Origin of the sequence: Mesorhizobium sp. WSM4310, from assembly GCF_007003935.1 — a bacterium.
GTDB lineage: Bacteria > Pseudomonadota > Alphaproteobacteria > Rhizobiales > Rhizobiaceae > Mesorhizobium.
This window is the reverse complement of record NZ_VFTA01000005.1, coordinates 222,880-246,822: the sequence shown is the minus strand read 5'-3', so window position 1 is coordinate 246,822 and position 23,943 is coordinate 222,880. Positions and strand designations below refer to the sequence as shown.

Below are 23,943 nucleotides of genomic sequence, written 5' to 3'. Positions count from 1 at the left end.
GTGCCGCGCGCCGCCAACGACGCGGCGCGCGGCATGGGCATGACCGACCGCCAGCGCCTGTTCGGCGTCGAATTCCCACTGGCCTTTCCGGTGATCCTCACCGGCATCCGTATCGTGCTGGTGCAAAACATCGGCCTTGCCACCATCGCAGCGCTGATCGGTGGCGGCGGCTTTGGCGTCTTCGTCTTCCAGGGCGTTGGCCAGACCGCGATGGACCTGGTGCTGCTCGGCGCGGTGCCGACCGTGGCGCTCGCTTTCGCTGCCGCCATCATCCTCGACGCAATGATCGAAATGACCGCCACCAAGCGCAGGGTTGACACGGCATGATCGAGATCGAAGGCATCACCAAGCGCTATGACACGACCACCGTCGTCGACGACGTCTCGATGGTCATCGAACCACGTACCATCGCCGTCATTGTCGGCACCTCGGGCTCGGGCAAGACGACGCTGCTGCGCATGATCAACCGGCTGGTCGAACCGACCGCTGGCATCATCAAGCTAGACGGCGCCGACAATCGTTCGGTGCCGAGCTACGAACTGCGCCGAAGCATCGGCTATGCCATCCAGGGCCACGGCCTGTTTCCACATCGCACCGTGGCGCAGAACATCGCCACTGTGCCGGTGCTGCTTGGCTGGGACAAGGATCGCATCAAGGCGCGCGTCGATGAGCTGATGACACTCTACCAGCTCGACCCCCAGGAATTCGGACCGCGCTATCCGCACGAACTGTCCGGTGGCCAGCAGCAGCGGGTCGGAGTGGCCCGCGCGCTCGCCGCCGAACCCAACGTGCTGTTGATGGACGAGCCGTTCGGCGCGCTCGATCCGATCATCCGCACCAAGGCGCAGGAAGATCTGCTGGCGATCCAGAAGCGCTTCGGCACCACCATCATCCTCGTCACCCACGACATGGAAGAGGCCGTGCACATGGGCGACAAGATCGCCGTCATGGATGCCGGCAAGCTCGTGCAGTACGCCAAACCCGCTGAGATCCTGGCAAACCCGGCCAGCAGCTTCGTCGAGACCCTGGTCGGCGCCAGCGAAAGGCCGTTCAGGCTGCTGTCGCTGGGACGGGTGCGTGACGCGGTGGAGATCGGCGCCGCCGAGGGCGAAGCCATCCCCGGCGATGCCAGCCAGCGCGATGCGTTGGCTGAACTCCTGTGGACAGGCCGGCCAGCTCTGCCGGTCAAAGGCGCCGACGGCAAGCCGCTCGGCCGCGTTACGGTGGATGGGCTGGTCAAGCGGGCGGCGAGGCCGGCATGAAAGCCTGGCTGCCTTTGCTGCTCAGGCTTGCACTGGTGGTGTTGCTTGTGGCGTTCGTCACCAGTCCGGACTGGTTTGAGCCCCTGCTCAAGCCGCTGACCGAGAACAACGCGCCGGTGATCTACAATCAGGGCAGCCTGCTGACGCTGACGCTGCTGCATCTGCGCATCGTGCTGATCGCCACCGTCGCGGCGACCATCGTTGCGGTGGCACTGGCCATCCTTGTCACCAGGCCGGCTGGCGCCGAATTCCTGCCGCTGTCGCGCAGCCTGGTCAATATCGGCCAGACCTTCCCGCCGGTGGCGGTGCTGGCGCTCGCCGTGCCGGCTGTCGGCTTCGGCGAGAAGCCGACGCTGATCGCTCTGTTTCTCTATGGCCTGCTGCCGATCTTCGAGAATGCTCTGACCGGGCTGACGACGCTGCCGGCCAATGTCGTCGAGGCGGCGCGCGGCGCGGGCATGACCGGCTGGCAAAGGCTCACCAAGGTCGAGCTGCCGCTCAGCGCGCCGATCATCCTGGGCGGCATCAGGCTCTCGGTGGTGATCAGCCTGGCCACCGCCACCATAGGCTCGACGGTTGCCGCCAAGACGCTGGGCGAGGTGATCATTGCTGGCCTTCTGTCCAACAACCTTGCTTTCATCCTGCAGGGCGGCCTGATCGTGGCGGCGCTTGCCGTGCTGATCTACGACGGATTGTCGGCGATCGAGCGCTATGCGGCGCGGCGCATGGGGCGCGAGGCGGAGTAGTCCTTTGGAAGCTGATGGCTTTGTCGGCACGATCCCCTTGCGTCATTTCAATCGATCTAAATGAGGGCCACGCCAGGCAGGGTCGTCGCGACTTTTGTCTTTTGGGCGAAAGCCGGGCAAAAACTGAACAATATCTTGACGTTCGCGGCACTGTTTCGCATACACCGATGCGAAGAGGCGGATTCCGTACGCGGGATTCCATCTTTATCTCATCGGCCCAGGGAGGGGTTCATTTGGGCCAACAATCGAGGAAAAATCGGCAATGACCATTATTTCCGCCGTCATCGCCTGCGGCTTGCTTTCTGTCCTGTACGCTATCTGGGCGACACGTTCGGTCCTTGCGTCCGACCAGGGCAACGCACGCATGCAGGAAATCTCCGCCGCTATCCGCGAAGGCGCGCAAGCCTATCTGGCGCGCCAGTACACGACCATCGCCACCGTCGGCGTGGTCGTGCTCTTGCTCGCCTGGTGGCTGCTTTCAATCACCGCCGCGATCGGCTTCCTGATCGGCGCCGTCCTGTCGGGCGCTGCCGGCTTCATCGGCATGCATGTTTCCGTGCGTGCCAACGTGCGCACTGCACAGGCGGCCTCCAACAGTCTGGCCGCCGGTCTCGACATCGCCTTCAAGTCGGGCGCCATCACCGGCATGCTGGTGGCGGGCCTGGCGCTGCTCGGCGTCTCGATCTACTACCTCATCCTGACCGGTCCCATGGGCCTGCAGCCCAATGACCGCATCGTTATCGACTCACTGGTCTCGCTCGGCTTCGGTGCCTCGCTGATCTCCATCTTCGCCCGTCTCGGCGGCGGTATCTTCACCAAGGGCGCCGATGTCGGCGGCGATCTGGTCGGCAAGGTCGAAGCCGGCATTCCCGAGGACGATCCGCGCAACCCGGCCACCATCGCCGACAATGTCGGCGACAATGTCGGCGACTGTGCCGGCATGGCCGCCGACCTGTTCGAGACCTATGCGGTGACGGTCGTCGCCACCATGGTTCTCGGTGCCATCTTCTTCGGCGGCACCGCCGTTCTCGGCGCCGCGATGCTCTATCCGCTCGCCATATGCGGCGCCTGCATCCTGACCTCGATCGTCGGCACCTTCTTCGTCAAGCTCGGGGCCAACGGTTCGATCATGGGTGCGCTCTACAAGGGCCTGATCGTCACCGGTCTGTTGTCGATCGCCGGCCTCGGCGTCGCCACCTCGGTATGCCTTGGCTGGGGCGAGATCGGCACGGTCGCCGGCATGGTCATCACCGGCAAGAACCTCTTCATCTGCGGCCTGATCGGCCTTGCGGTGACGGGTTTGATCGTGGTGATCACCGAATACTACACCGGCACCAACAAGCGCCCGGTGAACTCGATCGCCCAGGCGTCGGTCACCGGCCACGGCACCAACGTCATCCAGGGCCTCGCGGTCTCGCTGGAATCGACGGCGTTACCGGCCATCGTCATCGTCGGCGGCATCATCTCGACCTACCAGCTCGCCGGCCTCTACGGCACGGCGATCGCCGTCACCACCATGCTCGGCCTTGCCGGCATGATCGTTGCGCTCGACGCCTTCGGCCCGGTCACCGACAATGCCGGCGGCATTGCCGAAATGGCCGGTCTGCCCAAGGAAGTGCGCCACTCCACCGATGCGCTCGACGCTGTCGGCAACACCACGAAGGCCGTGACCAAGGGCTATGCCATCGGCTCGGCAGGTCTTGGTGCATTGGTGCTGTTCGCCGCCTACTCGAACGACCTGAAGTTCTTTGCCGCCAACGGCGACAAATATCCCTACTTCCAGGGCATGGGCGAGATTTCCTTCGATCTCTCCAACCCCTACGTCGTCGCCGGCCTGATCTTCGGCGGCCTGATTCCCTACCTGTTCGGCGGCATCGCCATGACGGCCGTCGGCCGCGCTGCGGGTGCCATCGTCGAGGAGGTGCGCAAGCAGTTCCGCGAGGATCCCGGCATCATGGCCGGCACCTCCAAGCCGAACTACGCGCGTGCCGTCGACCTTCTGACCAAGGCGGCGATCCGGGAAATGATCATCCCGTCGCTGCTGCCGGTGCTGGCGCCGCTCGTCGTCTATTTCGGCGTGCTCTTGATCTCGGGGTCGAAGGCCTCGGCTTTCGCCGCCCTCGGCGCCTCGCTGCTCGGCGTCATCGTCAACGGCCTGTTCGTCGCCATCTCGATGACTTCGGGCGGTGGTGCCTGGGACAACGCGAAAAAGTCGTTCGAGGACGGCTTTGTCGACAAGGACGGCGTCAAGCATCTCAAGGGTACCGAGGCGCACAAGGCTTCGGTGACCGGCGATACGGTCGGTGATCCCTACAAGGACACCGCCGGCCCCGCGGTCAATCCGGCGATCAAGATCACCAACATCGTGGCGCTCCTGCTTCTGGCCGTGCTCGCGCACGGCTGACCCTGGCCGTCAGATAGAAACCCGCGGGGAGCGATCCCTGCGGGTTTTTGTTTGGCTCCGTCAGGTTCCACCGCCACTTCAAACCCGAAGATCCGCTCGATTTGACGCCGGCTAGCCCCGTCCTCGCCAGCGTGGCTCGCCTTGGCCAAACAAAAACCCGTGGGATCGCTCCCACGGGTTTTTGGTCGCCTGAGATGGTGCTGCTTCTCAAGGGGAAGCAGGGTCTGATGATCAGGGAGTGCCGCCGCCGGGGATGCCGGGGGCCAGCTTGCTGGCGCCGTTGATGATCTGGCTGAGGAAGTTCTGGTCCTTGCCGCCAGTTGGCGTGGTGCGCGAGATGAAGTCGAAAATCTTGCCGTCCTTCATGCCGTAATTGGCGATCTGGGTGACGCGGCCATCGGCGCCGAAATAGACCGCCAGAACTTTCTGGTCGACGAGCCTGGGCTTATCGAAGGCGACATAGCGCTTGCGCGTCTGCGAAATGTAATAAAATGCCTCGTTGTCGAAAGTCGCCGTGGTCGACGGCGTGCCAAGCGCCAGAAGCACCTGCTCACGGCTGGAACCGACTGGCACCGAATCGACGGCCTGCTGGTCGTAGACGTAACCTTGCGTGAATGTCTCGCTCGGATTGAGGTCGCCGATCATCTTGTTGGTGTGACACGCCGAAAGCGCCGAAACGACCAGCAGCAGCGAGATCGCGCCGGCAGGCCTGGACGAGAAGGTCGACTTGAAATTCAGCGCGCGCAACAACAATTCTCCATTATATCGCCGCAACTTGCGCTGGGCCGCAAAACCGGTAAACCAGCTTGCCTGCCGATGCAACAAGGCCAATTCAACAAACGGTCCCCGGGAGACCATCCCCATGTTCCAGCGCCTTTTTGGTCGCGAACGCCACGCCAACCGCGCCATAACGGACGCGCTTTACGCACAAATCGTGGCGGCGGCGCGGCAGACCGTATTTTATTCCCACTGGAATGTGCCGGACACGCCGCTCGGCCGTTTCGAGATGCTTTCGCTGCATATGTTCCTGTTCCAGCATCGCTTGCGCGGCGAAGACGGCGTGGCGCAGGAGATCGCCCAGGTGCTGATCGACGAGTTCTTTCTCGACGTCGATCATTCGCTGCGGGAACTGGGCATTGGCGATGTCGGCGTGCCCAAGCGCATGAAGAAACTGGCGAAGATGTTCTATGGCCGCACCGCCGCCTATGATGATGCGCTGGAAAGAAACGATCGCGACGGCCTGACCGCGGCACTTGCACGCAATGTCCGGCCCGATGCCGGCACGTGGCCGGAGGCGCCGCAATTGGCCGACTATGTCGCCGACGCCTGCCGGCAGCTGGCCGCGCAGCCGTCCGAATCGATCGTTTCCGGCGCGGCGGTGTTTCCGCTCGCCAAGGGAGGTGCTTGATGAAACATGCTGATCCGCGAAGCCCAGTTTCCTTTTTCGCCAATGTCGCCCGGCTGCCGCAGAAGGGCCTGCCGGTGGTGATCGAGGCCGACGCCGCCCAGCGCGCCGCGCTCGCCGAGGAGCACGGGCTGCTGTCGGTCGAAGCCTATCGCGCCGAACTCCTTGTCGTTTCCTGGAAGCGCAATGGCGTCAAGGTCAGTGGCCGTGTCGAGGCCGATATCACGCAGGCCTGCATCGTCACGCTCGACCCCGTCCAGGCGCATATCGACGAGCCGGTCGAGGCACTGCTGTTGCCCGAGGATTCCAAGCTTGGGCGGCAGGGGTTCGAGGGCGGTGGCGAGATCCTGCTCGATGCGGACGGGCCCGACAGCCCCGAAACATTCTCCGGCGACACCATCGATGTCGGGGCGCTAGCCGAACAGTTCTTCGGACTGGCCATCGACCCTTATCCGCGCAAGCCGGGCGCGTCGCTGGATGCCGGCGGCGATACCGAAGCGGCGGAGAATGAATTTCAGCAAAAACTGCGATCCTTGCTGGGAAAATCCTGAAAACCTCGCCCGCGATGGAAAAGTCGGTTGTGCGAAAAGCCAAAACCGCTATTTTCGCCGAACCTTTGCGATCGCTAAGCGACTGCCGCCTAACCGTGAGATGAATACCGCGTGATCAGGATTTCCATCGATGCCATGGGCGGCGATCACGGACCAGCCGTGGTCATTCCGGCGCTCATGACGGTCGCGACTCGCCGTCCCGACATCCGCTTCGTCATCTACGGGCGTGAGGAACTTGTGCGCCCCGAACTGGCCAAGTTCCCCAAATTGGCCGAGGTGAGCGAATTCTTCCATTGCGAGATCGCGGTCAGGATGGACGACAAGCCCAGCCAGGCGTTGCGCCATGGCCGCTGGAAGTCGTCGATGTGGAAGGCGGTCGAAGCGGTCAAGTCAGGTGCCGCTGACGCTTGCATCTCCGCCGGCAACACCGGCGCGCTGATGGCGATGTCGAAATTCTGCCTGCGCACCATGGCCACCATCGATCGCCCGGCGATCGCGGCATTGTGGCCGACATTGCGCGGCGAAAGCGTGGTTCTGGACGTCGGCGCCACCATTGGCGCCGATGCGCAACAGCTCATTGATTTTGCCATTCTCGGCACCGGCATGGCGCGCGCCGTTTTCGGCATTGCCCGGCCCACCGTCGGCCTGCTCAATGTCGGCGTCGAAGAGATCAAGGGCCAGGAAGAGGTCAAGGAGGCAGGGCGCATGCTGCGCGAGGCCAACATGGCCTCGATGAACTATCACGGCTTCGTCGAAGGCGACGATATCGGCAAGGGTACGGTCGACGTGGTCGTCACGGAGGGCTTCGCCGGCAACATCGCACTGAAGACCGCGGAAGGCACCGCTCGCCAGATCGCGGGGTATCTGCGCGCCGCGATGAGCCGCACCCTGATGGCCAAGATCGGCTATGTCTTCGCCAAGGGCGCCTTCGATCGCCTGCGCGAAAAGATGGATGTCGGCCGCTCCAATGGCGGCGTCTTCCTGGGGCTGAGCGGCATTGTCGTCAAAAGCCATGGCGGTGCAGATTCGGACGGGTTCGCCGCGGCGATCGAGCTCGGCTATGACATGGTGCGCAACAATCTGCTCGACCGCATCGAAGCCGACCTGGACCTGTTTCATGCACGCAACCCGCGTGCCCTGTCATCCCGGAAATCCGACGTCGTTACCGACGCGAAGGAATAGGAAAGAACTTTGATCAGATCAGTCGTGCGCGGCATGGGCGCCGCGCTGCCCCGCCGCATCATGAAGAATGCCGATTTCGAGGGCATGGTTGAAACCTCGGACGAGTGGATCGCCCAGCGTACCGGCATCCGCCAGCGTCATATCGCGGCCGACGACGAGACGACGGCTTCCCTGGGAGAGGCCGCGGCACGTGCCGCCCTTGCCAATGCCGGACTGACGCCTGATGACATCGACCTGATCGTGCTGGCAACGTCGACGCCCAACAACACATTCCCGGCCACAGCGGTCGAGATCCAGAACCGGCTCGGCATGCATCACGGCTTCGCCTTCGACATGCAGGCGGTGTGTTCGGGCTTCGTCTATGCGGTCACGACAGCCGACCTCTACATCCGTGGGGGGCTTGCCAAACGTGTGCTGGTGATCGGCTCGGAAACGTTCTCACGCATCCTCGACTGGAGCGACCGCTCGACCTGCGTGCTGTTCGGCGATGGCGCGGGGGCACTTGTCCTGGAGGCGGGCGAGGGGGCCGGCACGATTGCCGACCACGGCGTCCTCGCGGCCAGCCTGCGCTCCGACGGCGTGCACAAGGACAAGCTTTTCGTCGACGGCGGACCGTCGACCACGGGAACGGTCGGTCACCTCAGGATGGAAGGTCGCGAAGTCTTCAAGCATGCGGTCGGCATGATCACCGACGTCATCGAGGCAACCTTCTCCGCCGCCGGCATATCGGCCGACGATCTCGACTGGTTCGTGCCGCACCAGGCCAATAAACGAATTATTGACGCATCCGCCAAGAAGCTCGGGATAGCAGAGCAAAAGGTGGTGGTTACGGTCGATCTGCACGGTAACACCTCGGCTGCTTCCGTGCCGCTGGCGCTGTCGGTGGCCGTTGCCGATGGCCGCATCAAGAAGGGCGACCTCGTCCTCCTGGAAGCGATGGGCGGCGGCTTCACCTGGGGCGCCGTTCTGGTTCGCTGGTAAGTGCCGAACGGCTCGGTTTCGGTCCTTGACCTTGCCGGATCAATTACTTAGGCTCTACCGTTGTTGTGCCGATTTTACGTTTTGAACTGATGGGACGGTCGCATGGGGGGAAAGACACTTACGCGTGCCGACCTGGCGGAGGCCGTCTACCGAAAGGTCGGCCTGTCGCGCACTGAATCCGCCGAACTGGTCGAAGCCGTGCTGGACGAAATCTGCGAAGCCATTGTGCGTGGCGAGACGGTCAAGTTGTCGTCTTTCGCGACGTTCCATGTCCGCTCCAAGAACGAGCGCATCGGGCGCAATCCCAAGACCGGCGAAGAGGTGCCGATCCTGCCGCGCCGGGTGATGACGTTCAAATCGTCCAACGTGCTGAAGAACCGCATCTTGCGCTCTCACCAGAACAGCAAGGCAAAGGGCGGCAAATAGCCTTCATTGTACGGTTGAAAACCGGCCCCGCGATCACGCCGGGCTTGAATATTGCTTCACAAACCGCTGAAATAAGGCCCGATTCGGCAGCATGGCCGGATTGGTGTTCGGCGTATGATCCATTCCGCGCAAATGGAATGAGCGTCTCTTTGTTGAGACTGATCTCGCTGAAGACCGTTCCGGATCACGCTCCAGCGTGAGGATTTCGCCCATGGACAAGAGCCCTGACGCCTTCCGTACCATCAGCGAGGTCGCCGAAGATCTCGACCTGCCACAACATGTGCTGCGCTTCTGGGAGACACGCTTCAACCAGATCAAGCCGATGAAGCGCGGCGGCGGCCGTCGCTATTACCGGCCGCAGGATGTCGAACTGATCAAGGGCATCCGCCACATGCTCTACGACCAGGGCTACACGATCAAGGGCGTGCAGAAGTTGCTGCGCGAGAACGGCAATCATTTCCTGGTTGCAATCGGCAATGGCGACATGGCCGCCGTCGAGGCGATCTCGCAACGAAAGCAGGCCGATCAGGTGCCGCTGACGCCGGCGGCGCAGCCGCGCGGCGGCGATGACGAGTTGGTTGGTCAGCCAAGGGTCAAGCCGAGCCGTCGCTTTTTCGGTCTGGGCAAGAGCGATGAGGAAGGTCCGGTTCAGCCGGACTCGTCGAAACTGTCGCGCGACAATCGCGCGCTGCTGCAGGAGGCGCTGTTCGACCTCCTGGAATGCAAGCGCCTGCTTGACCAGGTGCGCTGACCGCGCGAAGCGCTCTGAAGCCTCGAAACCGGAACCCGCCTTGGGGTGAGGCGTTACGTTTCCTTCTGCAAGACGTCGTTCAGCAAGACGACGTCGCATGGCAAGACAAGGAAACGCATGATGGCATCTTTTTCGACCCTTTCGGACATCGACCTCGAAAAGCAGGTCGCGGCCCTTTCGAGAGAACTCGTGGCGTTGCGCAAGGCGGTGTCAAAGCGGGGTGGCGCCTACTATGAAGATGGCCGCGATGCCGCGCTCGACACATATTCGGATCTCGCGGGACGCCTGCGCGATGCGATGCCGGCAATCCGCAAACAGGGCAGGGTGGTCGAGAAATCGGCTCGTGACCATCCGGCAGCGGCCGCCGCGGTTGGGCTTGTGGTGCTTGGTCTGGTCGCCAGCCTGCTGTTCAGCCGGCGCTAAGGGCGCTCTCGGTCATAAGACAAGTGTTGGCGAAGCGTGAGCTGCCATCGCGCGACAGGCAGAGCGGTGCTGTCCATCCAGGAGATATCGGGCCTTGCCATCATCGGGATGCCCGGCCCTGTTCGCGAAGGCCTGGTGTCCAGCCTGGCATCGCATGACCAGGAGAAGACCAGCCTTGAACAAGAAACCAAGGCCGGTCGTCTCGTTGGCAGTCTGTATTTAGTAGGCCTTCTTCATGTGGTGGCGGTGATGAACGTAGTGGTGAACGCGGTGATGACGAACATGGTGATGATGGACGCGATGATGACGATGATGCTTTGCCATCGGGGCCGCATCGGCGCTCGTCGCACCGATGACCGGCGCCGTGAAAGCAAGTGCAACTGCAAGCCCGAGGGCCGAGAGGAGGGACTTCTTCATGGATCGTTTCCTTCTTTCGCCGGCAGATCTTAAAATCGGGTCGATGGCCCGATCGCCGCGAATGGAATTACGCTCCTGTTTTTTTTCGTCAGTATTTCCCGATTGTAGAATTGTGTTTCCGGCGTGTTTCTGGGGAACCGGCTTCCCGACACTTTATTGTGAGGGCCGAAAAGCCGGCTCTTGCCGCTGATTGTGGCTACATCGGCGGGATCACGCCATTGTTTCCCACCACGACGCGGCTGGAACTCAGCGTCCCGTCAGCCTCGCGCTGGGCGGTGGCGAAGACCGTCGCGCCCGGCTTGAGATCGGCCGGCGTGGCCGGGGCGAAGGTCACGACGGGCGTGCCGTCGGGGATCGAAATCTTCTTGGTCTGCCCGTTGTCGTAGGTCAGCGTCACGGCGCGCCCGCTGATGTCGGTTACGTCGGCCACTGTGCCGTTGGTCATGCGGCTGTTCGGGTGCAGATCCCAGGGACGGTCGCCTTCGCCAGTCCCCTTCAGGGCGGCTGGGAAAATCACCACCTCCAGCGCGCCGCTGCCGCCATCCGCCTTCGAGACGGAGGCGATGCCGAGGAAATCGCCCTGCTTGATGTCCCTTTGCGAGGCGCTGGCGACGCCGGAAATCTTCCACCCGGTATTGAGCTCGATCGCGGAGGTGTCGCCCTGACGGGTTTTGACGGTCAGCAGCGACGGCTCGAAACTGACCACCGTGCCGCGCACGCGCAGCGTGTCAGCCGCCTCGGCGGTCGCCGCTCCGGCGGTGAAAAGGCTGGAAATCGTGCCGAGCACGAGGAGGGAAGTCTTGAAGTTCATAACGGGGATCCTTCTGGGAACGGGCCGGCTGGAACCGGATGGTTTTCACGCCGGCGCATCAGAACAACGAACAGGTGGGCCTAAACCTCCGGGCAAAAAGGTACCGGGCCGTTCAAAAGAACTTGATGGCGCGATGTGCGTGCGCCGCCTCGCGGGTCCGGTTCACGATAGCGTGACGGCCTGTTTGGCTCTTGGCAAATCGCTGGCGAGCGGGCATGTTCCTGCTCGTCTCAGGCAACGCTCCATTTTTGATCAAACTCTTTCAGCCAGCGGAGTTGCCAATGCCCAACAATGCAAAAAGCCATGCCCTCTCCGAACCGTTAGCCGGTGAGATCGGGCCGAATTACACCACCCTCAGAGCCATGCGGGAAACCCGCGGATACAGTGTGGAAGAGCTTTCCCTGACTTGCGGCCTATCGGTCGGCGAGATCGAGGACATCGAGAACGGCCGGGCGGCCGATGCGTCGAAGCTGCGTCGTATTGCGTCCGCGCTTCGCCTGCCTCAGGACGCCCTCATCGTTGCCGCCGCGCCGAAACCGGCCCCGCAAGGCCGACCCCTGGCATAGGCCAGGCCCAGCCATGCAAAAAAGAACCCGCCAAGGCCCGCCTGGCGGGTTTCTTGTTGATGCCACGGCGTTCTCCAGCAGGCCGGGCTTGCCGATTTACAGGTCGCGCGTGTTTATTCCTGCGGCATCCAAATCCGCGCCGATCGCGTCTGCCGTGTATCGAGGTGAACTGTGGTTTTTTCGCTATGAGCCTGGACTCCGTTCGTGCCTTCTTCGCCGCTCATGCGCCTGACATCGAGGTCATCGTCACGCAAACAAGCTCGGCGACGGTGACGCTGGCGGCGGAGGCGCACGGCGTCCTGCCGGCGCAGATCGCCAAGACGATCTGCCTACGCGTCGGCGAGCGCACCATGCTGGTGGTGACCAGCGGCATCGCCAGGTTGGACAATCGCAAGTTCAAGGACCAGTTCGGCGGCAAGCCGCGCATGCTGGACGCGGACGAAGTGGTTGCCGCCACGAGCCATCCTGTCGGCGGCGTCTGCCCGTTCGGCCTGCCGGCACCGCTGCCGATCTATTGCGACGTCTCGCTGCGGGAATTCCAAGAGGTGGTGCCCGCCGCGGGCGCCACCAATGCCGCGGTACGGATTGCACCGCAGCGCATGGTCGACCTTACCGGCGCCGAATGGATTGATGTCTGCCAATAGCGATCGAGCGATGCTCCGCATGGCCGAAAATCTGACGACCTCGCCCGATAGAGTTGCCTAATCGAATCTCTACGCTAGTTTGGGTGACATCGGGTGCAACTGGCAAAAGGCGCGCCCGGCTGAGAGACCGCATTGCGCTCCCGCCTCACCAGGGAGCGCAAGACGTGGCGGAAACCAATCCCAATTCAATCAGGCAAGCTCAGGTCGCAAAAGCCCTGGTGATCGAAACCGGGATATCAGAGGAGCAGGCGCTAGACCTGGTGCGACTGCTGGGGCCTAACTGTTCTTCGCTTCTTTTCCACGCCCGCGCCTTGAAGAAGGCAGGGAGCGCCGGCTTGTAGTTTTGTACTGCAGCCCTTGCGTTCGCGGCTTGCTCGCCCGATAGTTCCGGGCGGGGTGCTGAAAGTGATCATGGCCGGCGAGTATCTGGACCATCTATTGGAGTGCCCCTATTGCGGCATCATCCGTCTGCAGATTCCAACAGACGCTCAACCTTCAACGCCGATCAGCTGCGCCGATTGCAGCCAGTATCTTGGCACATGGGATGAACTTCAGAGCGATTTCGAGCGCCAAGGCGGGAACAGCGGGGTGTTCCGCCTCGAAAAGGGGCGCATACAGAAGCTCGATTGAACTGGCGCCCTTGTCCGCAATAATTTCAAACTGAGAGACTACCCCCGATAGACGTAGATTGTTTGCGTCAGCGGGCAGGAGTATGCTGTTTGGTCGCCGAAAAGAGCGAGATTTCGAGGAGGAACCTATGGCACGCAAATACATTGACTGCCGAGAATTCCCGAGCGAAATGAAATGCACCGTTGCAATCTCCGCAGATCGGGAGGACGAACTGATCGAGGCTGCGGTACAACACGCTGTGTCTGTTCATGGGGAACACGATACCCCTGAGTTCCGCTCCGAGGTCCGGAAATCTATCCACGAAGGCGCACCTGCTCCCTGAGCCCAGGCGGCTCTGGGTAAAGCTCCGCCCGGCTCTGGCCGAGCGTACGACGCGATATTGGTGAAGTTTTGCGATCGGTCCGCCGGCACCCTGTCGGAAGGTGGTGGGCAATGACCGACAAGGGCGCACATACTAGCAGCGGTGCCGCTGGGCCTGACCAGTCGGGCTCGAGAGCGCTGTGCTGGCTGACCCGAAGCGTCCGCTCACTACCCGCCGAAAGATGTAGTGTCTCAAGCGCAAGGTGCGCTGACGAATTTCGGCGTCATTTCCGCAGCCTCATTCCGCGCCAGCACCCGCTGCCTCACGGTGGCGGGTTTTTAACGGGCACAACGGAACAAGAGGCTGACGATTCGGTTTTCCCTGTTGCAGCGCCGTGGCTAATCCTGAGGCCGGCAGGGGTTGGAGGAAACTGGATATGCGGAACAAAATCAAAGATCCTCCTCCGAAGGAGCCCGACCCCAAGAAGACACCAATCCCTCATCGCGACAATCAAGCGCCCTCGGAGCTTGAACATGTCGATCCACCGCCGCGAGACGTCCGAGAGGCACCGGTGCCGAATCCAAACGGGATAAGAAGTCCCGATCGACGGGCAGATGCGAACGATGCGCCGCCGGCTCGCTGGACGTCACCGAAAGGGAGAGTGGTACTCCCTGCGTTACCCTAGAGATGGAAAATGAAGGTGGACTTTTGGGGGCAAGTCCTTGTCTTAAAATGGTCGGAGTGGCCGGATTCGAACCGACGACCCCTTGACCCCCAGTCAAGTGCGCTACCGGGCTGCGCTACACTCCGGACCGAGCGCGATGTATCGTGATAACCCTGCCCGGGTCAACCGAAATTCGGCGTTTATCGCGCCTGCGTGGATGCGATCGCCGGCGCACCTGGAAATGCCGGCCGCGACAGCCGCTGATGGCGGTACTCCAGGGCGATGGCGCCCCACACCAGCCCGAGCAACAGATACATGTGGCGCCAGTGGTCGATGTCGATGAAGGTGCCGAGGCCGATATTGCCGATGAAGGCGACATAGGCGCACAACAGATAGGGCTGCCACGGCCGGTCGCGCAGGAGGATGCGGAACCCGGCCACCATGGTCCAGACGACGAGCGTCAGGAACGACACGAAGCCAAGCCAGCCATAGTCCATCAGCATTTTCAGCCAGATGTCGTGCGTGTCCTCGCCGAACATCTTGCCGAAGACCAGCGGCCCGATGCCGAACGGACGCTCCATCGCCATCTGGAAGCCGATTGCGTAGCGGGCGAAGCGGCCGAGGCGCGCGGTGTCATAGCTCTGTTCGAGATGCGCGCGGCTGGAGAACATCTCCGCCACGCCGGGCAATTGCAGGATGACGATGATGGTGATCGTCAGCATTGACAGCGCGGCGATGGTCATGATCACCACGCGCAGCCGGAATTTGCCGCTGGCGCTCTGCAGGAACAGGCAGCCGGTGAGCAGTACCGCCGACACGGCGAACATGCCCCACGCGCCGCGCGAGAAGGAGAAGAAGATGCCCAATGCGATGATCAGCAGCGGCACCGCCAGCAGCGGCATGCGCGCGACCGAACCTGTCAGGATCAGATAGAGCAGATAGATGCCGGGCAGCACCAGGAACGGCCCGAAGACGTTCGGGTCCTGGAAGGCGCCGGCGGCGCGGTCGTATTTGGTGAACATCTCCGCGCCGGGGAAGGCATGGAAATAGCCGGCTATGCCGAGCAGCGAGGTCGCCACCGCCGAGACGACATAGGCATTGAAGATCAGCCGGTAGAGGCCTGGTTGCGTGGCTGTCACCGACGCGAAGAACACCGCGCTGAAGGCGAGAAACAATGACACGGAGAGATAGAGCGGCGTGAAGGCGAGGTCCGCCATCTGCGTCATCGAGATCATGCCGCCGATGTTCATCGTCACCAGCAGCACCAGCAGCGGCATGGCCGCGCGAGAAATCCGCAGGCCGAAGAGCGCCCAGATGGCGATCAGCCCGGCCATGTAGATTTCGTAAGGCGCCGGCTCGCTGATGACGAAGCCGGACAGAAGGATGCCGACCACCACCGCACTGGAGGAAATCAGTGCGGTCAGCTTGGCGTTGACCGCGGCTTGCGGCAGTTCATGGGAAATCGCGCTCAATAGGCGTTTTCCGTGTTGAGCAGCCGGATCGGCGTCAGGAACAGGATTCTGAGATCGAACAGCAGCGACCAGTTCTCGATATAGTAGAGGTCGTACTCCGTCCGCATGCGGATCTTCTCATTGGTGTCCATCTCGCCGCGCCAGCCGTTGATCTGCGCCCAGCCGGTGACGCCGGGCTTGACCTTGTGGCGAGCGAAATAGCCGTCGACCACCTCGTTGTAGAGAAGGTTGTGCGACTGCGCGGCGATCGCATGCGGGCGCGGGCCGATCAGCGACAGCGAGCCCAGCAGCGAATTGACGAACTGCGGCAGTTCGTCGATCGAGGTCTTGCGGATGAAGCGGCCGACACGGGTGACGCGCGGATCGTTCTTGGTCACGGTCTGCTTGGCGGTCGGATCCGACCGATCCGTGTACATCGAGCGGAACTTGTAGACCTCGATGATCTCATTGTTGAAGCCGTGGCGCTTTTGCTTGAACAGCACCGGTCCCTTGCTGTCGAGCTTGATGGCGATCGCGGTCGCCAGCATCACCGGCGAGAAGACGATGATTCCGATCAGCGAGAAAACGATGTCGAAGGTGCGCTTGGCGACCGAATCCCAATCGTTGATTGGCTTGTCGAAAATGTCGAGCATCGGCACCGAGCCGATGAAGGAATAGGCGCGCGGACGGAACTGCAGCGCGTTGGAATGCGCCGAAAGCCGGATGTCGACCGGCAGCACCCACAGCTTCTTCAACAGTTGCAGCACGCGCGTTTCGGCGGTCAGCGGCAGCGACACGATCAGCATGTCGATACGGGCGATGCGGGCGAACTCGATCAATTCCGAAATTGTGCCGAGCTTGGGATAGCCGGCAACGATCGGCGGCGAGCGCTTGTCGGAGCGGTCATCGAAGATGCCGCAGATGCGGATATCGTTGTAAGGCTGCTTTTCGACAGAGCGGATCAGGATTTCCGCCGCCTTGCCGCCGCCGACGATGACGGCGCGCCGCTCCATGCGGCCATCGCGTGCCCAGCGCCGGATCAGTCTCGACATGACCAGCCTGAGGCCGAACAGGAGGACGAAACCGACGACGAACCAGGTGCCGAACAAAAGCCGCGAATAATCTTCCGACATCTTCATGGCGAACGCTGTCAACGCCATCAGCGCGAAGGCGCCGGCCCAGACCAGCAGGATGCGGCCGAAATTGGCGATCGGCCGCATCAGCGAAACCACCTGGTAGCAGTCGGTGACGTCGAGCAGCACCACGGCGAGGAACGACGCGGCGGCGATCGTCACCGGATATTGCCAGGCGAGATAGTTGAAGAACCCGACAAAGTAGAAATAGACGCAGAGCCCCGAGAGGAACAGCACCCCGAATTCAACCATGCGCAGGACGCCGCTGACCATGATCGGCGACATCGTATCGCGCCGGTATTGCGACGCGACCTGCCGGGCCACGTCGTTCATGCCGCCGGGCGCATCGCCATCAGTCGAGCCGTCAAATTTACGCACCGCTTCGGGTGAAAAGCGGTGCGCGGGATCGATCTCATTCATGGAACAGTCCGCAAGCTTCCCCAGGGTGAATAGCAAAAGAGAGCTAAGAAACCCTTGAAACAACGCGTGGCTTTGGAAAGGGTCAGGCGTTACCTGCCGAGCGCGGCGAAATAGGCCTTCTCGATTTCGGCGGCCATTACGTCGGCGCCAAAGCGCGCCCTGAGGCCGGGGCCATCGGGCATCAGGGCGCCATAGGCGGCAAGGTCGGCCAGCGCCTCGCTCATCTTGCCGGCCAGTTCGGCCGGATCGGGGCGGATCAGGGCAGGGGAGCCGGAACCGAAGATCTCCGGTATGCCGCCGACGGAGGTGGCGATCATCGGTCTTGCCGCGGCAAGTGTTTCCAGCACGATATAGGGCATGGCTTCCGCGCGGGATGGAACGACGACGAGTTCGGCAAGTCCGAAGGCTTCCCTGGCCGGCATTGGCGACAGGAAGCGGACATGGCCTTGAAGTCCCAGGCGCTTTACCTGCGCGTGGTAGCGCGGCAGGTCGTCGCCGTCGCCGACCATCACCGCGCTCAGCGCGCGGCCAAGCCGCGGGCCGGCGGCGGCCAGGGCGTCGATGAAGATGTCGGGCCCCTTCAGGTCGCGCATCATGCCGATATAGAGTAGATCCGCCGCATCGGGTCCGATGAGTACCGGCTCGAATTCGGTGGCGCGCAGTCCGTTGTAGACCAGCGTGTTAGGGATCGGCGGCTCGCCCACCTTCCTGCGATAGGTTCGCCGCTCGTAGTCCGAGACGAACAGCAGGCAATCGGTGAAGTGCGCCATGGAGCGCTCCAGCGCGAAGAACAGCTTCCCCGTGGCTGTCGTTTCGTCATAGTGGAGAGAGCCGCCATGCGGCGAATAAAGGCGGGCTACGCGAGACCTTGATACCCGCAACAATGAGCCGAACAGACGGGCATAGGCGCCACCCTTGGCGCCGTGTCCATGCAACACGTCCGGCCGCAATTCCTTGATGATCCTGTAGGTGCGCCGGGCCGAGGCGAGATCCCCCGGGCCGACATGGCGCTGCATTGGCGTGCGATGGATGCCGAGCGCCAGCATGTCCTTCATCTGCTCGAACAGGCGCTCCTCGAATTCGCCGCCCGTGGTCGAATCGCAGACGATGCCGACCACATGGCCGGCGGCGACCTGCGCTTCGGTCAGGTCGCGCACATGGCGGAAAATTCCTCCGACCGGTGAACGAAAGCAGTGGACGATCCTGAGCTTGTCCGCCACGTGGTGTCTGTCAGAACAGGCGTTCGCGGACGTAGACGGTATCTCCAGGCAGCAGCGGATCGGATGTCACCACGCGGCCGGTCATCACCTTGCCGTTGATGTCGCGGGTGATGTCGACGCTTTCCTGGTTGGCGCGTGGCGAGAAACCGCCGGCAATGGCGATGGCCTTCTGCACGGTCAAGCCGGGCACATAGGAATACTGACCGGCGGCACCCACTTCGCCCATGACGAAGATCGGCCGGTAGCGATCGATCTCGACCGAGACGTCGGGGTCGCGCAGATAGCCTTGCCGCAATTTGTCGGCGATCTCCTTTTCCATCTGCTGCGCGGTGTGGCCACGCGCCGGAATGGCGCCGACGAGCGGGAAGGAGAGGTAGCCGGACTGGTCGACGCTGTAGGTGTTGGTCAGGCCATCCTGCTCGAACACGGTGACGCGGACACGGTCGCCGGCGCCGAGACGGTAAGGCTGGTCGAGGACCTCGTGGAAGGCAGCCGGCGTCGGGCGGTAGCTGGAGCAGCCGGCAAGCATCGATACGGCAAGCAGAGCGTGAAAGAGAGAAGCAGTGCTTTTCATGACCGGATACGTACCTTCGACTGGCCGCTGCGGCATCGCAGCAAACATCTGGGATCGGGTCCGTTATCATCCTGTTAGGGTTAATGGCCGGTAAAGGAGCCGGCCGATAGCGCTGCACGAAGCAGGGGTTTTGCCATTTTTATCGTTTTTCTTGGGGCGCGGCCAGTATTCCTAATGGAGTATTACCGCGATCTTAACGGCTGAGTTACCATAGTTGTTTACGGTGCATCCCGACCCAGTTTCGGAGTAGGGATGCATGTCCGTTCAGTCCGCGGCCGCAGATGTCGACGTTGACCTCAGGCAGCTCTTCGCCAGCCTGGCGAGGAACTGGCTGCGCATATTGCTCTTCGTTCTGGTGGTGACCGGTCTGGCGTTTGCGTTCGCTTCGTTCGCGACCAAGCATTACAAGGCCCAGACGCAGGTGGAAATCGCCCCGCGCGAATCCGTCTACACCCGTCCGGCCGGCAGCAACAATGATGGCGACAAGCCGATCCTCGACGAACAAGGCGTCGCCACCCAGGTCCAGATCATTTCGTCCAACGAAATCCTCAAGCAGGTGGCGCAGAAACTCGGTCTGGCGCGGCTGCGTGAGTTCGACGAAACGATCAACATGTCGGCGGTCAGCCGCGTGCTGATCCTGCTTGGGCTGAAGAACGACCCGATGGATGTTCCGGCCGACGAACGCGTGTTGAAGAAGATGCGCGAGAAGCTCAACGTCTTCGGCGTTGAAAAGACCCGCATCATCGCCATCGAGTTCTCCTCGGAGGATCCCAAGCTCGCCGCCGCCATCCCAGATGCCATTGCCGCTGCCTATATTGCGGGGCAGGGCGCGGCCAAGAGTGAATCGAACACTGCCGCGGCTGATTTTCTGGCGCCCGAGATCGCCGACCTGTCGAAGCAGGTCAGGGATGCCGAGGCCAAGGTCGCAGCCTACCGCGCGCAGTCCGACCTGCTGATGGGCGGCAACAATGCCACCCTGGCAACCCAGCAGCTGGCCGAACTGTCGACCGAATTGTCGCGGGTGCGGGCCAACCGCGCCGCGGCCGAAGGCACCGCCGACAGCGTGCGCAAGGCGCTGCAGAATGGCGGCTCGCTGGATTCGCTGCCGGAAGTGCTGTCGTCCGACCTGATCCAGCGTTTGCGGGAGCGTCAGGCCGAGCTGCGCGCCACCATCGCCGACCTGTCGACGACGATGCTCGACAACCACCCGCGCGTTCGCGCCGCAAAGTCACAGCTCGCCGATCTCGACGCGCAGATCCGCAGCGAAGCCCAGAAGATCATGAAGGGCCTGGTGATGCAGGCCGACGCCGCCAGGGCGCGCGAAAGCCAGCTCGTCTCCGACGTCAACCAACTGAAGGCGGCTTCGGCGCAGGCCGGCGAACAGCAGGTCGATCTCGACGCGCTGCAGCGCGACGCCGCCGCCAAGCGCCAGCAGCTCGAGCTCTATCTGACCAATTACCGCGAGGCAGCTTCGCGTCAGGACCGCAATTATGTGCCGGTCGACGCCCGCATCGCCTCACCGGCTTCGGTGCCCTCCGAGCCATACTTCCCCAAAATTGGGCCGATCGTTGGGGCAGCTGCGGCGGCTTCGCTTCTGCTGGCGGCCATATTCACGCTGTTGCGCGAACTCTTCTCGGGCCGCGCCATGCGCCCGGCTCCAGGCACCCGTTTTGCGCCGATCGACGAAGTGGCTATGCCGGCAACGGCGCGCCAGCAGCCGGACGCCCCTGAGCCATCTGCCCGCCTGGAGCCGGCTGTCGCCGGCGGGTTCGCCAATCCTGGCGCCGAGGCGCAATGGTCCGAGGCGGCTGCGGACCCGGAGATAGTGGCGCAACCGCGGCCCTTTGCCGAGCCCGAGCCTGCCGTCAAGGCCGAGCCTGTCGCCGAAGTCGAATCGGTCACCGAGCCGGAGCCGGTTGTAGAGGTCCAGCGGCCGCGCTCGGTGCTGGGTGAAATCGACATCGAGAAGGCCGCGGAAAAGCTGATCGCCAGCGGGGCCGCCCGCGCCATATTCGTTTCGCCCGAAGGCGACGAGGCAGCCGCGTCGGCGATCCTCGTGGCGCGCGAGGTGTCCGACGCTGGCCTGCGCGTCCTGCTGCTCGACCTCACCGCCTCTGGTGCCGCCTCGCGGCCGATGCTGGACAGCGGGCTTTTCCCGGGGATCACCGATCTGCTCGCCTCGCAGGCGCAGTTCAGCGACGTCATCCATGCCGATCTCTATTCGGACTGCCACGTTATCCCGGTCGGCACCGCCGATCCGGTCCGCGCCATGCGCGCCGCCGACCGGCTGCCGATCATCATGCAGTCACTGACCACCGCCTATGATCTGGTGGTGGTCGAATGCGGGCCGGCCGACGCGCAAGGCATCAGCCGTCTCGGGGCCGATGCCACAGAGGTGTTCCTGTCCATGCTCGAACCGGACGACGAGGTCACCAAGGCCGCGGTCAATCTGATCGAGAGCGGTTACCCCGACCTGACGCTGGTGACGCCGATTGGCCACGAGCCGCCGGGCACTCCGGGACGGCGCTCCGCGGCCTGAAAAAACCGCGTTCAGCGGCGCGCGCCACCTATCCCAGCTCCAGCGTCGTCACGCCGAATACCCTCTTGGCATCGAGCTTCGGCGGCGCGCCCTTGTACATGCGGGTGGTGCTGAAGGTCGGTGTGAAGCCCGCCGCCTCGAGCGCCGCGATGAAATCCACCTGGGTGGCCGGCACGTCGATGTTCAATTCGCCACCCTTACACGCGCCCGCCAGCTCCCCGAGCAATTCAAGCGCGGTCTGCTCGTCGTCGGCGAAAAGTGGGCCGATCTTGAAGCCGCTGCGGCAGGCTCGCGCCACCGCATAGCCAGCCGTTCCCCGCGACGTGATCGCCGTTACGGCATGATGATGTGGCGGTTGCAGCCATCGCTGCAGGAAGGACCGCCGGGGCGCGGGAAAGCAAAGGGCATCATAGGCGATGATGTCGGGCGTCGGTTGCGCACTCGCCATGCTAGGCCGCTCGGCGCGGACGGGCAGGGCCGCGGGTCGTCCGCTGTAGCGGATGGTCTCGTAGACCGGCTCGAACCCCTTGCTGCGGTAGTTGGCCTGCTGCTCCTCGACGCCATCGAGGCCGATGGTGCGCCCGGCCAGCCTGTCCATGCCCGCGGTCCACACCGCCTTGCCGTGGCCGTTGCCGCGCATGTCCGGGCGGCAGATGTAAAGGCCGATGAAACCGAAATCCTGTCCATAGGCCACCGCCGAGATCGCGGCGACCATTTCATCCCTGACAAAGGCACCGATGAAACCCTCCGGGTCCGCCGCCTGGAACATCGCCGCGTCTTCCAGGCCGGGATTCCAGCCCTCCGCAGCCGCCCAGTCGATGAGGTCGGTCAATTCCCCCAGCGACAGCGTGCGGACGGTTCGATTCATGGTGCTCACTCCGCGGCGACAGCTCCGGGCGAGAACGATTTCAGCATACCGCGATAGGGCTTGGCCAGCGGGCTGGCATAGGCGCCGCGCTTCGATGTCGAAAGGCCGAGCGCAATGAGCGCTTCGGCCTGCTTGATCGCGGCGCCGACACCGTCGATGACAGGCAGTCCGAAATCCGCCTGCAACTGGTGCGCAAGGTCCGCCATGCCGGCGCAGCCAAGCACGATCGCCTCGGCACGATCCTGCTCCACGGCCCGGGCGATCTCGTCGCGCAGCTTGCCAACTGCTCCCGATGCCGGATCCTCGAGCGCCAGCACCGAAATGTCGGCGGCGCGCACACGCGCCCGTCCGGCCATGCCGTAGCGTTGCACCAGCCCCTCCACCGGCACGCGCGAGCGTTCGGTGGTGGTTACGACGGTGAAGCGCTGGGCGATGAAGGAGGCCATGCTGAGTGCCGCCTCGCAGATGCCGATGACGGGAATGGCGGCCATGGCCCGCGCGGCGTCGAGGCCGGTGTCGTCGAAACAGGCGATGATCGCCGCCTGCACGCCGCGGCGTTCGCCGGCGGCGATCTCCATCAAAAGACCCGGCACGGCCATCGCCTCGTCATAATAGCCTTCGATCGAGGCTGGCCCCGTGGACGAGGTGACGGCGACGACTTCAGTCCGGACGCCAGCGACGCCGCGCGCGGCGGCCGCGATGGTCTCGGTCATGCTCGCCGTCGTGTTGGGGTTCACTACCAGGATCTGCACGGTCATGCTCTCGCCCGGCGGCGGCCGACATAGAGGATGGCGCCCAGCGTCGCCAGGATCACCAGGAAGGAGAACACGGTGGTCACCGTGCCCAACGCGTAGAGCACCGGCGTCGTGACATTGGTGGTCATGCCATAGATCTCGAGCGGCAGCGTGTTGAAGGTTCCCGATGTCATCAGCGTGCGCGCGAACTCATCGTAAGAGAGCGTGAAGCCGAACAGGCCGACGCCGATCAGGCTCGGCGTGATCATCGGCAGCACGACATGGACGAAGGTCTGCCAGGAGGTGGCGCCGAGATCGCGCGCGGCCTCCTCATAGGCCGGCGAGAAGCGGTTGAAGACGGCGAACATGATGAGCACGCCGAACGGCAAGGTCCAGGTCAGCTGCGCGCCGAAGGCCGAGGTATACCAGGCTGGGCGCAAGCCGACCTGCTGGAAGACGACGCCGATGCCCAGCGAGATGATGATGGAGGGCACGACGAGACTGGCGACCGCCAAATAGAACAGGGCGGTGGCACCGCGAAACTTGCGGCGGAAGGCAAGGCCCGCCAGCAGCGACACGATGACGGTGACGACCATCACCATCAGCCCCAGCACCAGCGAGCGCTTGAAGCTGCCGCCGAAATCGCCGACCGACTGGCGCTCGAACAGATTAGCGAACCAGTGCAGCGACACGCCGTTGAGCGGGAAGGTGAGGCCCCCGGTCTCGCCCTGGAACGACAGGATCAGGATCGCCGACAGCGGGCCGTAGAGGAACAGCACGAACAGCGCGAAGAAGGCCGCCAGCACATAAAATTCGAGGGTGCGTTTCTCGTGGCTCACG

General features: G+C 63.2%; 27 protein-coding genes and 1 tRNA gene. 18 read left to right on the top strand and 10 right to left on the bottom strand.

Annotated features, from left to right (window positions below; translation table 11 throughout):
• The 4 genes from FJV80_RS08930 to FJV80_RS08915 all read left to right on the top strand — a co-directional run.
• Positions 1–327: ABC transporter permease subunit (locus FJV80_RS08930; protein ID WP_142876143.1), on the top strand; the 327-nt coding region annotated here is incomplete at its 5' end.
• Positions 324–1,262: an ABC transporter ATP-binding protein gene (locus tag FJV80_RS08925; protein ID WP_142876142.1), complete on the top strand. Its 939-nt coding sequence runs from the start codon at positions 324–326 to the stop codon at positions 1,260–1,262. The genes FJV80_RS08930 and FJV80_RS08925, both read left to right, overlap by 4 nt.
• Complete coding sequence (locus tag FJV80_RS08920; RefSeq protein ID WP_142876141.1) at positions 1,259–2,008, top strand: ABC transporter permease; 750 nt, start codon at positions 1,259–1,261, stop codon at positions 2,006–2,008. Before FJV80_RS08925 ends, FJV80_RS08920 begins: the two co-directional genes overlap by 4 nt.
• Positions 2,009–2,270: 262 nt before the next feature.
• A complete protein-coding gene (locus FJV80_RS08915) occupies positions 2,271–4,412 on the top strand; it encodes a sodium-translocating pyrophosphatase (RefSeq protein ID WP_095770431.1) in 2,142 nt (713 codons plus the stop codon).
• Between the two features lie 231 nt (positions 4,413–4,643).
• Here FJV80_RS08915 and FJV80_RS08910 read toward each other — a convergent pair whose 3' ends face one another.
• Positions 4,644–5,159, bottom strand: coding sequence for an outer membrane protein assembly factor BamE (locus FJV80_RS08910; protein ID WP_027046739.1), 516 nt, complete (start codon positions 5,157–5,159; stop codon positions 4,644–4,646).
• Positions 5,160–5,274: 115 nt separating this feature from the next.
• Here FJV80_RS08910 and FJV80_RS08905 point away from each other — a divergent pair, with 115 nt between their 5' ends.
• From FJV80_RS08905 to FJV80_RS08870, 8 genes are all read left to right on the top strand, one after another.
• The gene (locus tag FJV80_RS08905; RefSeq protein ID WP_095791599.1) at positions 5,275–5,820 is read left to right on the top strand and encodes a ubiquinol-cytochrome C chaperone family protein; all 546 of its coding nucleotides are present in this window, start codon (positions 5,275–5,277) and stop codon (positions 5,818–5,820) included.
• The gene (locus FJV80_RS08900) at positions 5,820–6,368 is read left to right on the top strand and encodes a DUF177 domain-containing protein (protein ID WP_095770429.1); all 549 of its coding nucleotides are present in this window, start codon (positions 5,820–5,822) and stop codon (positions 6,366–6,368) included. The genes FJV80_RS08905 and FJV80_RS08900 overlap by 1 nt, the downstream gene beginning before the upstream one ends.
• A 111-nt stretch (positions 6,369–6,479) precedes the next feature.
• The gene (gene plsX, locus FJV80_RS08895; RefSeq protein ID WP_019857626.1) at positions 6,480–7,550 is read left to right on the top strand and encodes a phosphate acyltransferase PlsX; all 1,071 of its coding nucleotides are present in this window, start codon (positions 6,480–6,482) and stop codon (positions 7,548–7,550) included.
• A 9-nt stretch (positions 7,551–7,559) separates the two neighbouring features.
• On the top strand, positions 7,560–8,531 hold the full coding sequence (locus tag FJV80_RS08890; RefSeq protein WP_095770428.1) for a beta-ketoacyl-ACP synthase III: 972 nt from the start codon (positions 7,560–7,562) through the stop codon (positions 8,529–8,531).
• A gap of 102 nt (positions 8,532–8,633) precedes the next feature.
• Positions 8,634–8,957: an integration host factor subunit alpha gene (locus FJV80_RS08885; RefSeq protein ID WP_010915609.1), complete on the top strand. Its 324-nt coding sequence runs from the start codon at positions 8,634–8,636 to the stop codon at positions 8,955–8,957.
• A gap of 211 nt (positions 8,958–9,168) precedes the next feature.
• Positions 9,169–9,708 carry a MerR family transcriptional regulator gene (locus FJV80_RS08880; RefSeq protein ID WP_027046741.1) on the top strand — a complete coding sequence of 180 codons (540 nt, stop codon included), beginning with the start codon at positions 9,169–9,171 and terminating at the stop codon, positions 9,706–9,708.
• Positions 9,709–9,828: 120 nt separating this feature from the next.
• A complete protein-coding gene (locus tag FJV80_RS08875; RefSeq protein ID WP_095770897.1) occupies positions 9,829–10,131 on the top strand; it encodes a hypothetical protein in 303 nt (100 codons plus the stop codon).
• 66 nt (positions 10,132–10,197) lie between these two features.
• On the top strand, positions 10,198–10,581 hold the full coding sequence (locus FJV80_RS08870) for a hypothetical protein (protein WP_142876140.1): 384 nt from the start codon (positions 10,198–10,200) through the stop codon (positions 10,579–10,581).
• Between the two features lie 163 nt (positions 10,582–10,744).
• Here the strand turns inward: FJV80_RS08870 and FJV80_RS08865 are convergent, their stop codons facing one another.
• On the bottom strand, positions 10,745–11,359 hold the full coding sequence (locus tag FJV80_RS08865; RefSeq protein WP_142876139.1) for a hypothetical protein: 615 nt from the start codon (positions 11,357–11,359) through the stop codon (positions 10,745–10,747).
• A gap of 281 nt (positions 11,360–11,640) precedes the next feature.
• On the opposite strand from FJV80_RS08865, the gene FJV80_RS08860 reads away from it, so the two are divergent.
• The 5 genes from FJV80_RS08860 to FJV80_RS08845 all read left to right on the top strand — a co-directional run bounded on the left by FJV80_RS08860 (position 11,641) and on the right by FJV80_RS08845 (position 13,521).
• Positions 11,641–11,925 (top strand): helix-turn-helix transcriptional regulator, encoded by a 285-nt coding sequence (locus FJV80_RS08860; protein WP_142876153.1) that lies wholly within the window; start codon positions 11,641–11,643, stop codon positions 11,923–11,925.
• 185 nt (positions 11,926–12,110) lie between these two features.
• A complete protein-coding gene (locus FJV80_RS08855) occupies positions 12,111–12,569 on the top strand; it encodes a YbaK/EbsC family protein (protein WP_095770426.1) in 459 nt (152 codons plus the stop codon).
• A 164-nt stretch (positions 12,570–12,733) separates the two neighbouring features.
• Positions 12,734–12,910, top strand: a complete 177-nt coding sequence (locus FJV80_RS34470) for a hypothetical protein (RefSeq protein ID WP_179295889.1) — start codon at positions 12,734–12,736, stop codon at positions 12,908–12,910.
• 70 nt (positions 12,911–12,980) lie between these two features.
• Entirely contained in the window at positions 12,981–13,199 is a 219-nt protein-coding gene (locus FJV80_RS08850; protein ID WP_095770895.1) for a hypothetical protein, read from the top strand.
• A 127-nt stretch (positions 13,200–13,326) separates the two neighbouring features.
• The gene (locus FJV80_RS08845; RefSeq protein ID WP_080643723.1) at positions 13,327–13,521 is read left to right on the top strand and encodes a DUF1059 domain-containing protein; all 195 of its coding nucleotides are present in this window, start codon (positions 13,327–13,329) and stop codon (positions 13,519–13,521) included.
• Positions 13,522–14,233: 712 nt separating this feature from the next.
• Here the strand turns inward: FJV80_RS08845 and FJV80_RS08840 are convergent.
• The 5 genes from FJV80_RS08840 to FJV80_RS08820 form a co-directional block, all read right to left on the bottom strand.
• Positions 14,234–14,310 (bottom strand) — tRNA-Pro (locus FJV80_RS08840).
• 54 nt (positions 14,311–14,364) lie between these two features.
• The gene (locus FJV80_RS08835) at positions 14,365–15,636 is read right to left on the bottom strand and encodes an O-antigen ligase family protein (protein ID WP_095770425.1); all 1,272 of its coding nucleotides are present in this window, start codon (positions 15,634–15,636) and stop codon (positions 14,365–14,367) included.
• Positions 15,633–17,168: an undecaprenyl-phosphate glucose phosphotransferase gene (locus tag FJV80_RS08830; RefSeq protein WP_142876138.1), complete on the bottom strand. Its 1,536-nt coding sequence runs from the start codon at positions 17,166–17,168 to the stop codon at positions 15,633–15,635. Before FJV80_RS08830 ends, FJV80_RS08835 begins: the two co-directional genes overlap by 4 nt.
• A gap of 89 nt (positions 17,169–17,257) precedes the next feature.
• A complete protein-coding gene (locus tag FJV80_RS08825) occupies positions 17,258–18,388 on the bottom strand; it encodes a glycosyltransferase family 4 protein (protein ID WP_142876137.1) in 1,131 nt (376 codons plus the stop codon).
• Between the two features lie 10 nt (positions 18,389–18,398).
• Complete coding sequence (locus tag FJV80_RS08820; RefSeq protein ID WP_027046744.1) at positions 18,399–18,962, bottom strand: polysaccharide biosynthesis/export family protein; 564 nt, start codon at positions 18,960–18,962, stop codon at positions 18,399–18,401.
• 256 nt (positions 18,963–19,218) lie between these two features.
• Between FJV80_RS08820 and FJV80_RS08815 the strand changes: the two genes are divergently transcribed.
• Positions 19,219–21,501, top strand: coding sequence for a Wzz/FepE/Etk N-terminal domain-containing protein (locus FJV80_RS08815; protein WP_142876136.1), 2,283 nt, complete (start codon positions 19,219–19,221; stop codon positions 21,499–21,501).
• A gap of 28 nt (positions 21,502–21,529) precedes the next feature.
• Here the strand turns inward: FJV80_RS08815 and FJV80_RS08810 are convergent, their stop codons facing one another.
• From FJV80_RS08810 to FJV80_RS08800, 3 genes are read right to left on the bottom strand one after another with little or no spacing between them, the layout of a single operon-like run.
• Complete coding sequence (locus FJV80_RS08810) at positions 21,530–22,369, bottom strand: GNAT family N-acetyltransferase (protein ID WP_095788253.1); 840 nt, start codon at positions 22,367–22,369, stop codon at positions 21,530–21,532.
• 5 nt (positions 22,370–22,374) lie between these two features.
• Positions 22,375–23,127: an aspartate/glutamate racemase family protein gene (locus FJV80_RS08805; protein WP_095770421.1), complete on the bottom strand. Its 753-nt coding sequence runs from the start codon at positions 23,125–23,127 to the stop codon at positions 22,375–22,377.
• Positions 23,124–23,942 (bottom strand): ABC transporter permease, encoded by an 819-nt coding sequence (locus FJV80_RS08800; protein ID WP_142876135.1) that lies wholly within the window; start codon positions 23,940–23,942, stop codon positions 23,124–23,126. Before FJV80_RS08800 ends, FJV80_RS08805 begins: the two co-directional genes overlap by 4 nt.
• Position 23,943: the final 1 nt, after the last annotated feature.

Coding starts and splice junctions, on each gene's coding strand:
- FJV80_RS08925 (WP_142876142.1), top strand. CDS start 324: ATGATCGAGATCGAAGGCATCACCAAGCGCTATGACACGACCACCGTC.
- FJV80_RS08920 (WP_142876141.1), top strand. CDS start 1,259: ATGAAAGCCTGGCTGCCTTTGCTGCTCAGGCTTGCACTGGTGGTGTTG.
- FJV80_RS08915 (WP_095770431.1), top strand. CDS start 2,271: ATGACCATTATTTCCGCCGTCATCGCCTGCGGCTTGCTTTCTGTCCTG.
- FJV80_RS08905 (WP_095791599.1), top strand. CDS start 5,275: ATGTTCCAGCGCCTTTTTGGTCGCGAACGCCACGCCAACCGCGCCATA.
- FJV80_RS08900 (WP_095770429.1), top strand. CDS start 5,820: ATGAAACATGCTGATCCGCGAAGCCCAGTTTCCTTTTTCGCCAATGTC.
- FJV80_RS08885 (WP_010915609.1), top strand. CDS start 8,634: ATGGGGGGAAAGACACTTACGCGTGCCGACCTGGCGGAGGCCGTCTAC.
- FJV80_RS08880 (WP_027046741.1), top strand. CDS start 9,169: ATGGACAAGAGCCCTGACGCCTTCCGTACCATCAGCGAGGTCGCCGAA.
- FJV80_RS08875 (WP_095770897.1), top strand. CDS start 9,829: ATGGCATCTTTTTCGACCCTTTCGGACATCGACCTCGAAAAGCAGGTC.
- FJV80_RS08865 (WP_142876139.1), bottom strand. CDS start 11,359: ATGAACTTCAAGACTTCCCTCCTCGTGCTCGGCACGATTTCCAGCCTT.
- FJV80_RS08860 (WP_142876153.1), top strand. CDS start 11,641: ATGCCCAACAATGCAAAAAGCCATGCCCTCTCCGAACCGTTAGCCGGT.
- FJV80_RS08855 (WP_095770426.1), top strand. CDS start 12,111: ATGAGCCTGGACTCCGTTCGTGCCTTCTTCGCCGCTCATGCGCCTGAC.
- FJV80_RS08850 (WP_095770895.1), top strand. CDS start 12,981: ATGGCCGGCGAGTATCTGGACCATCTATTGGAGTGCCCCTATTGCGGC.
- FJV80_RS08845 (WP_080643723.1), top strand. CDS start 13,327: ATGGCACGCAAATACATTGACTGCCGAGAATTCCCGAGCGAAATGAAA.
- FJV80_RS08830 (WP_142876138.1), bottom strand. CDS start 17,168: ATGAATGAGATCGATCCCGCGCACCGCTTTTCACCCGAAGCGGTGCGT.
- FJV80_RS08820 (WP_027046744.1), bottom strand. CDS start 18,962: ATGAAAAGCACTGCTTCTCTCTTTCACGCTCTGCTTGCCGTATCGATG.
- FJV80_RS08815 (WP_142876136.1), top strand. CDS start 19,219: ATGTCCGTTCAGTCCGCGGCCGCAGATGTCGACGTTGACCTCAGGCAG.
- FJV80_RS08810 (WP_095788253.1), bottom strand. CDS start 22,369: ATGAATCGAACCGTCCGCACGCTGTCGCTGGGGGAATTGACCGACCTC.
- FJV80_RS08805 (WP_095770421.1), bottom strand. CDS start 23,127: ATGACCGTGCAGATCCTGGTAGTGAACCCCAACACGACGGCGAGCATG.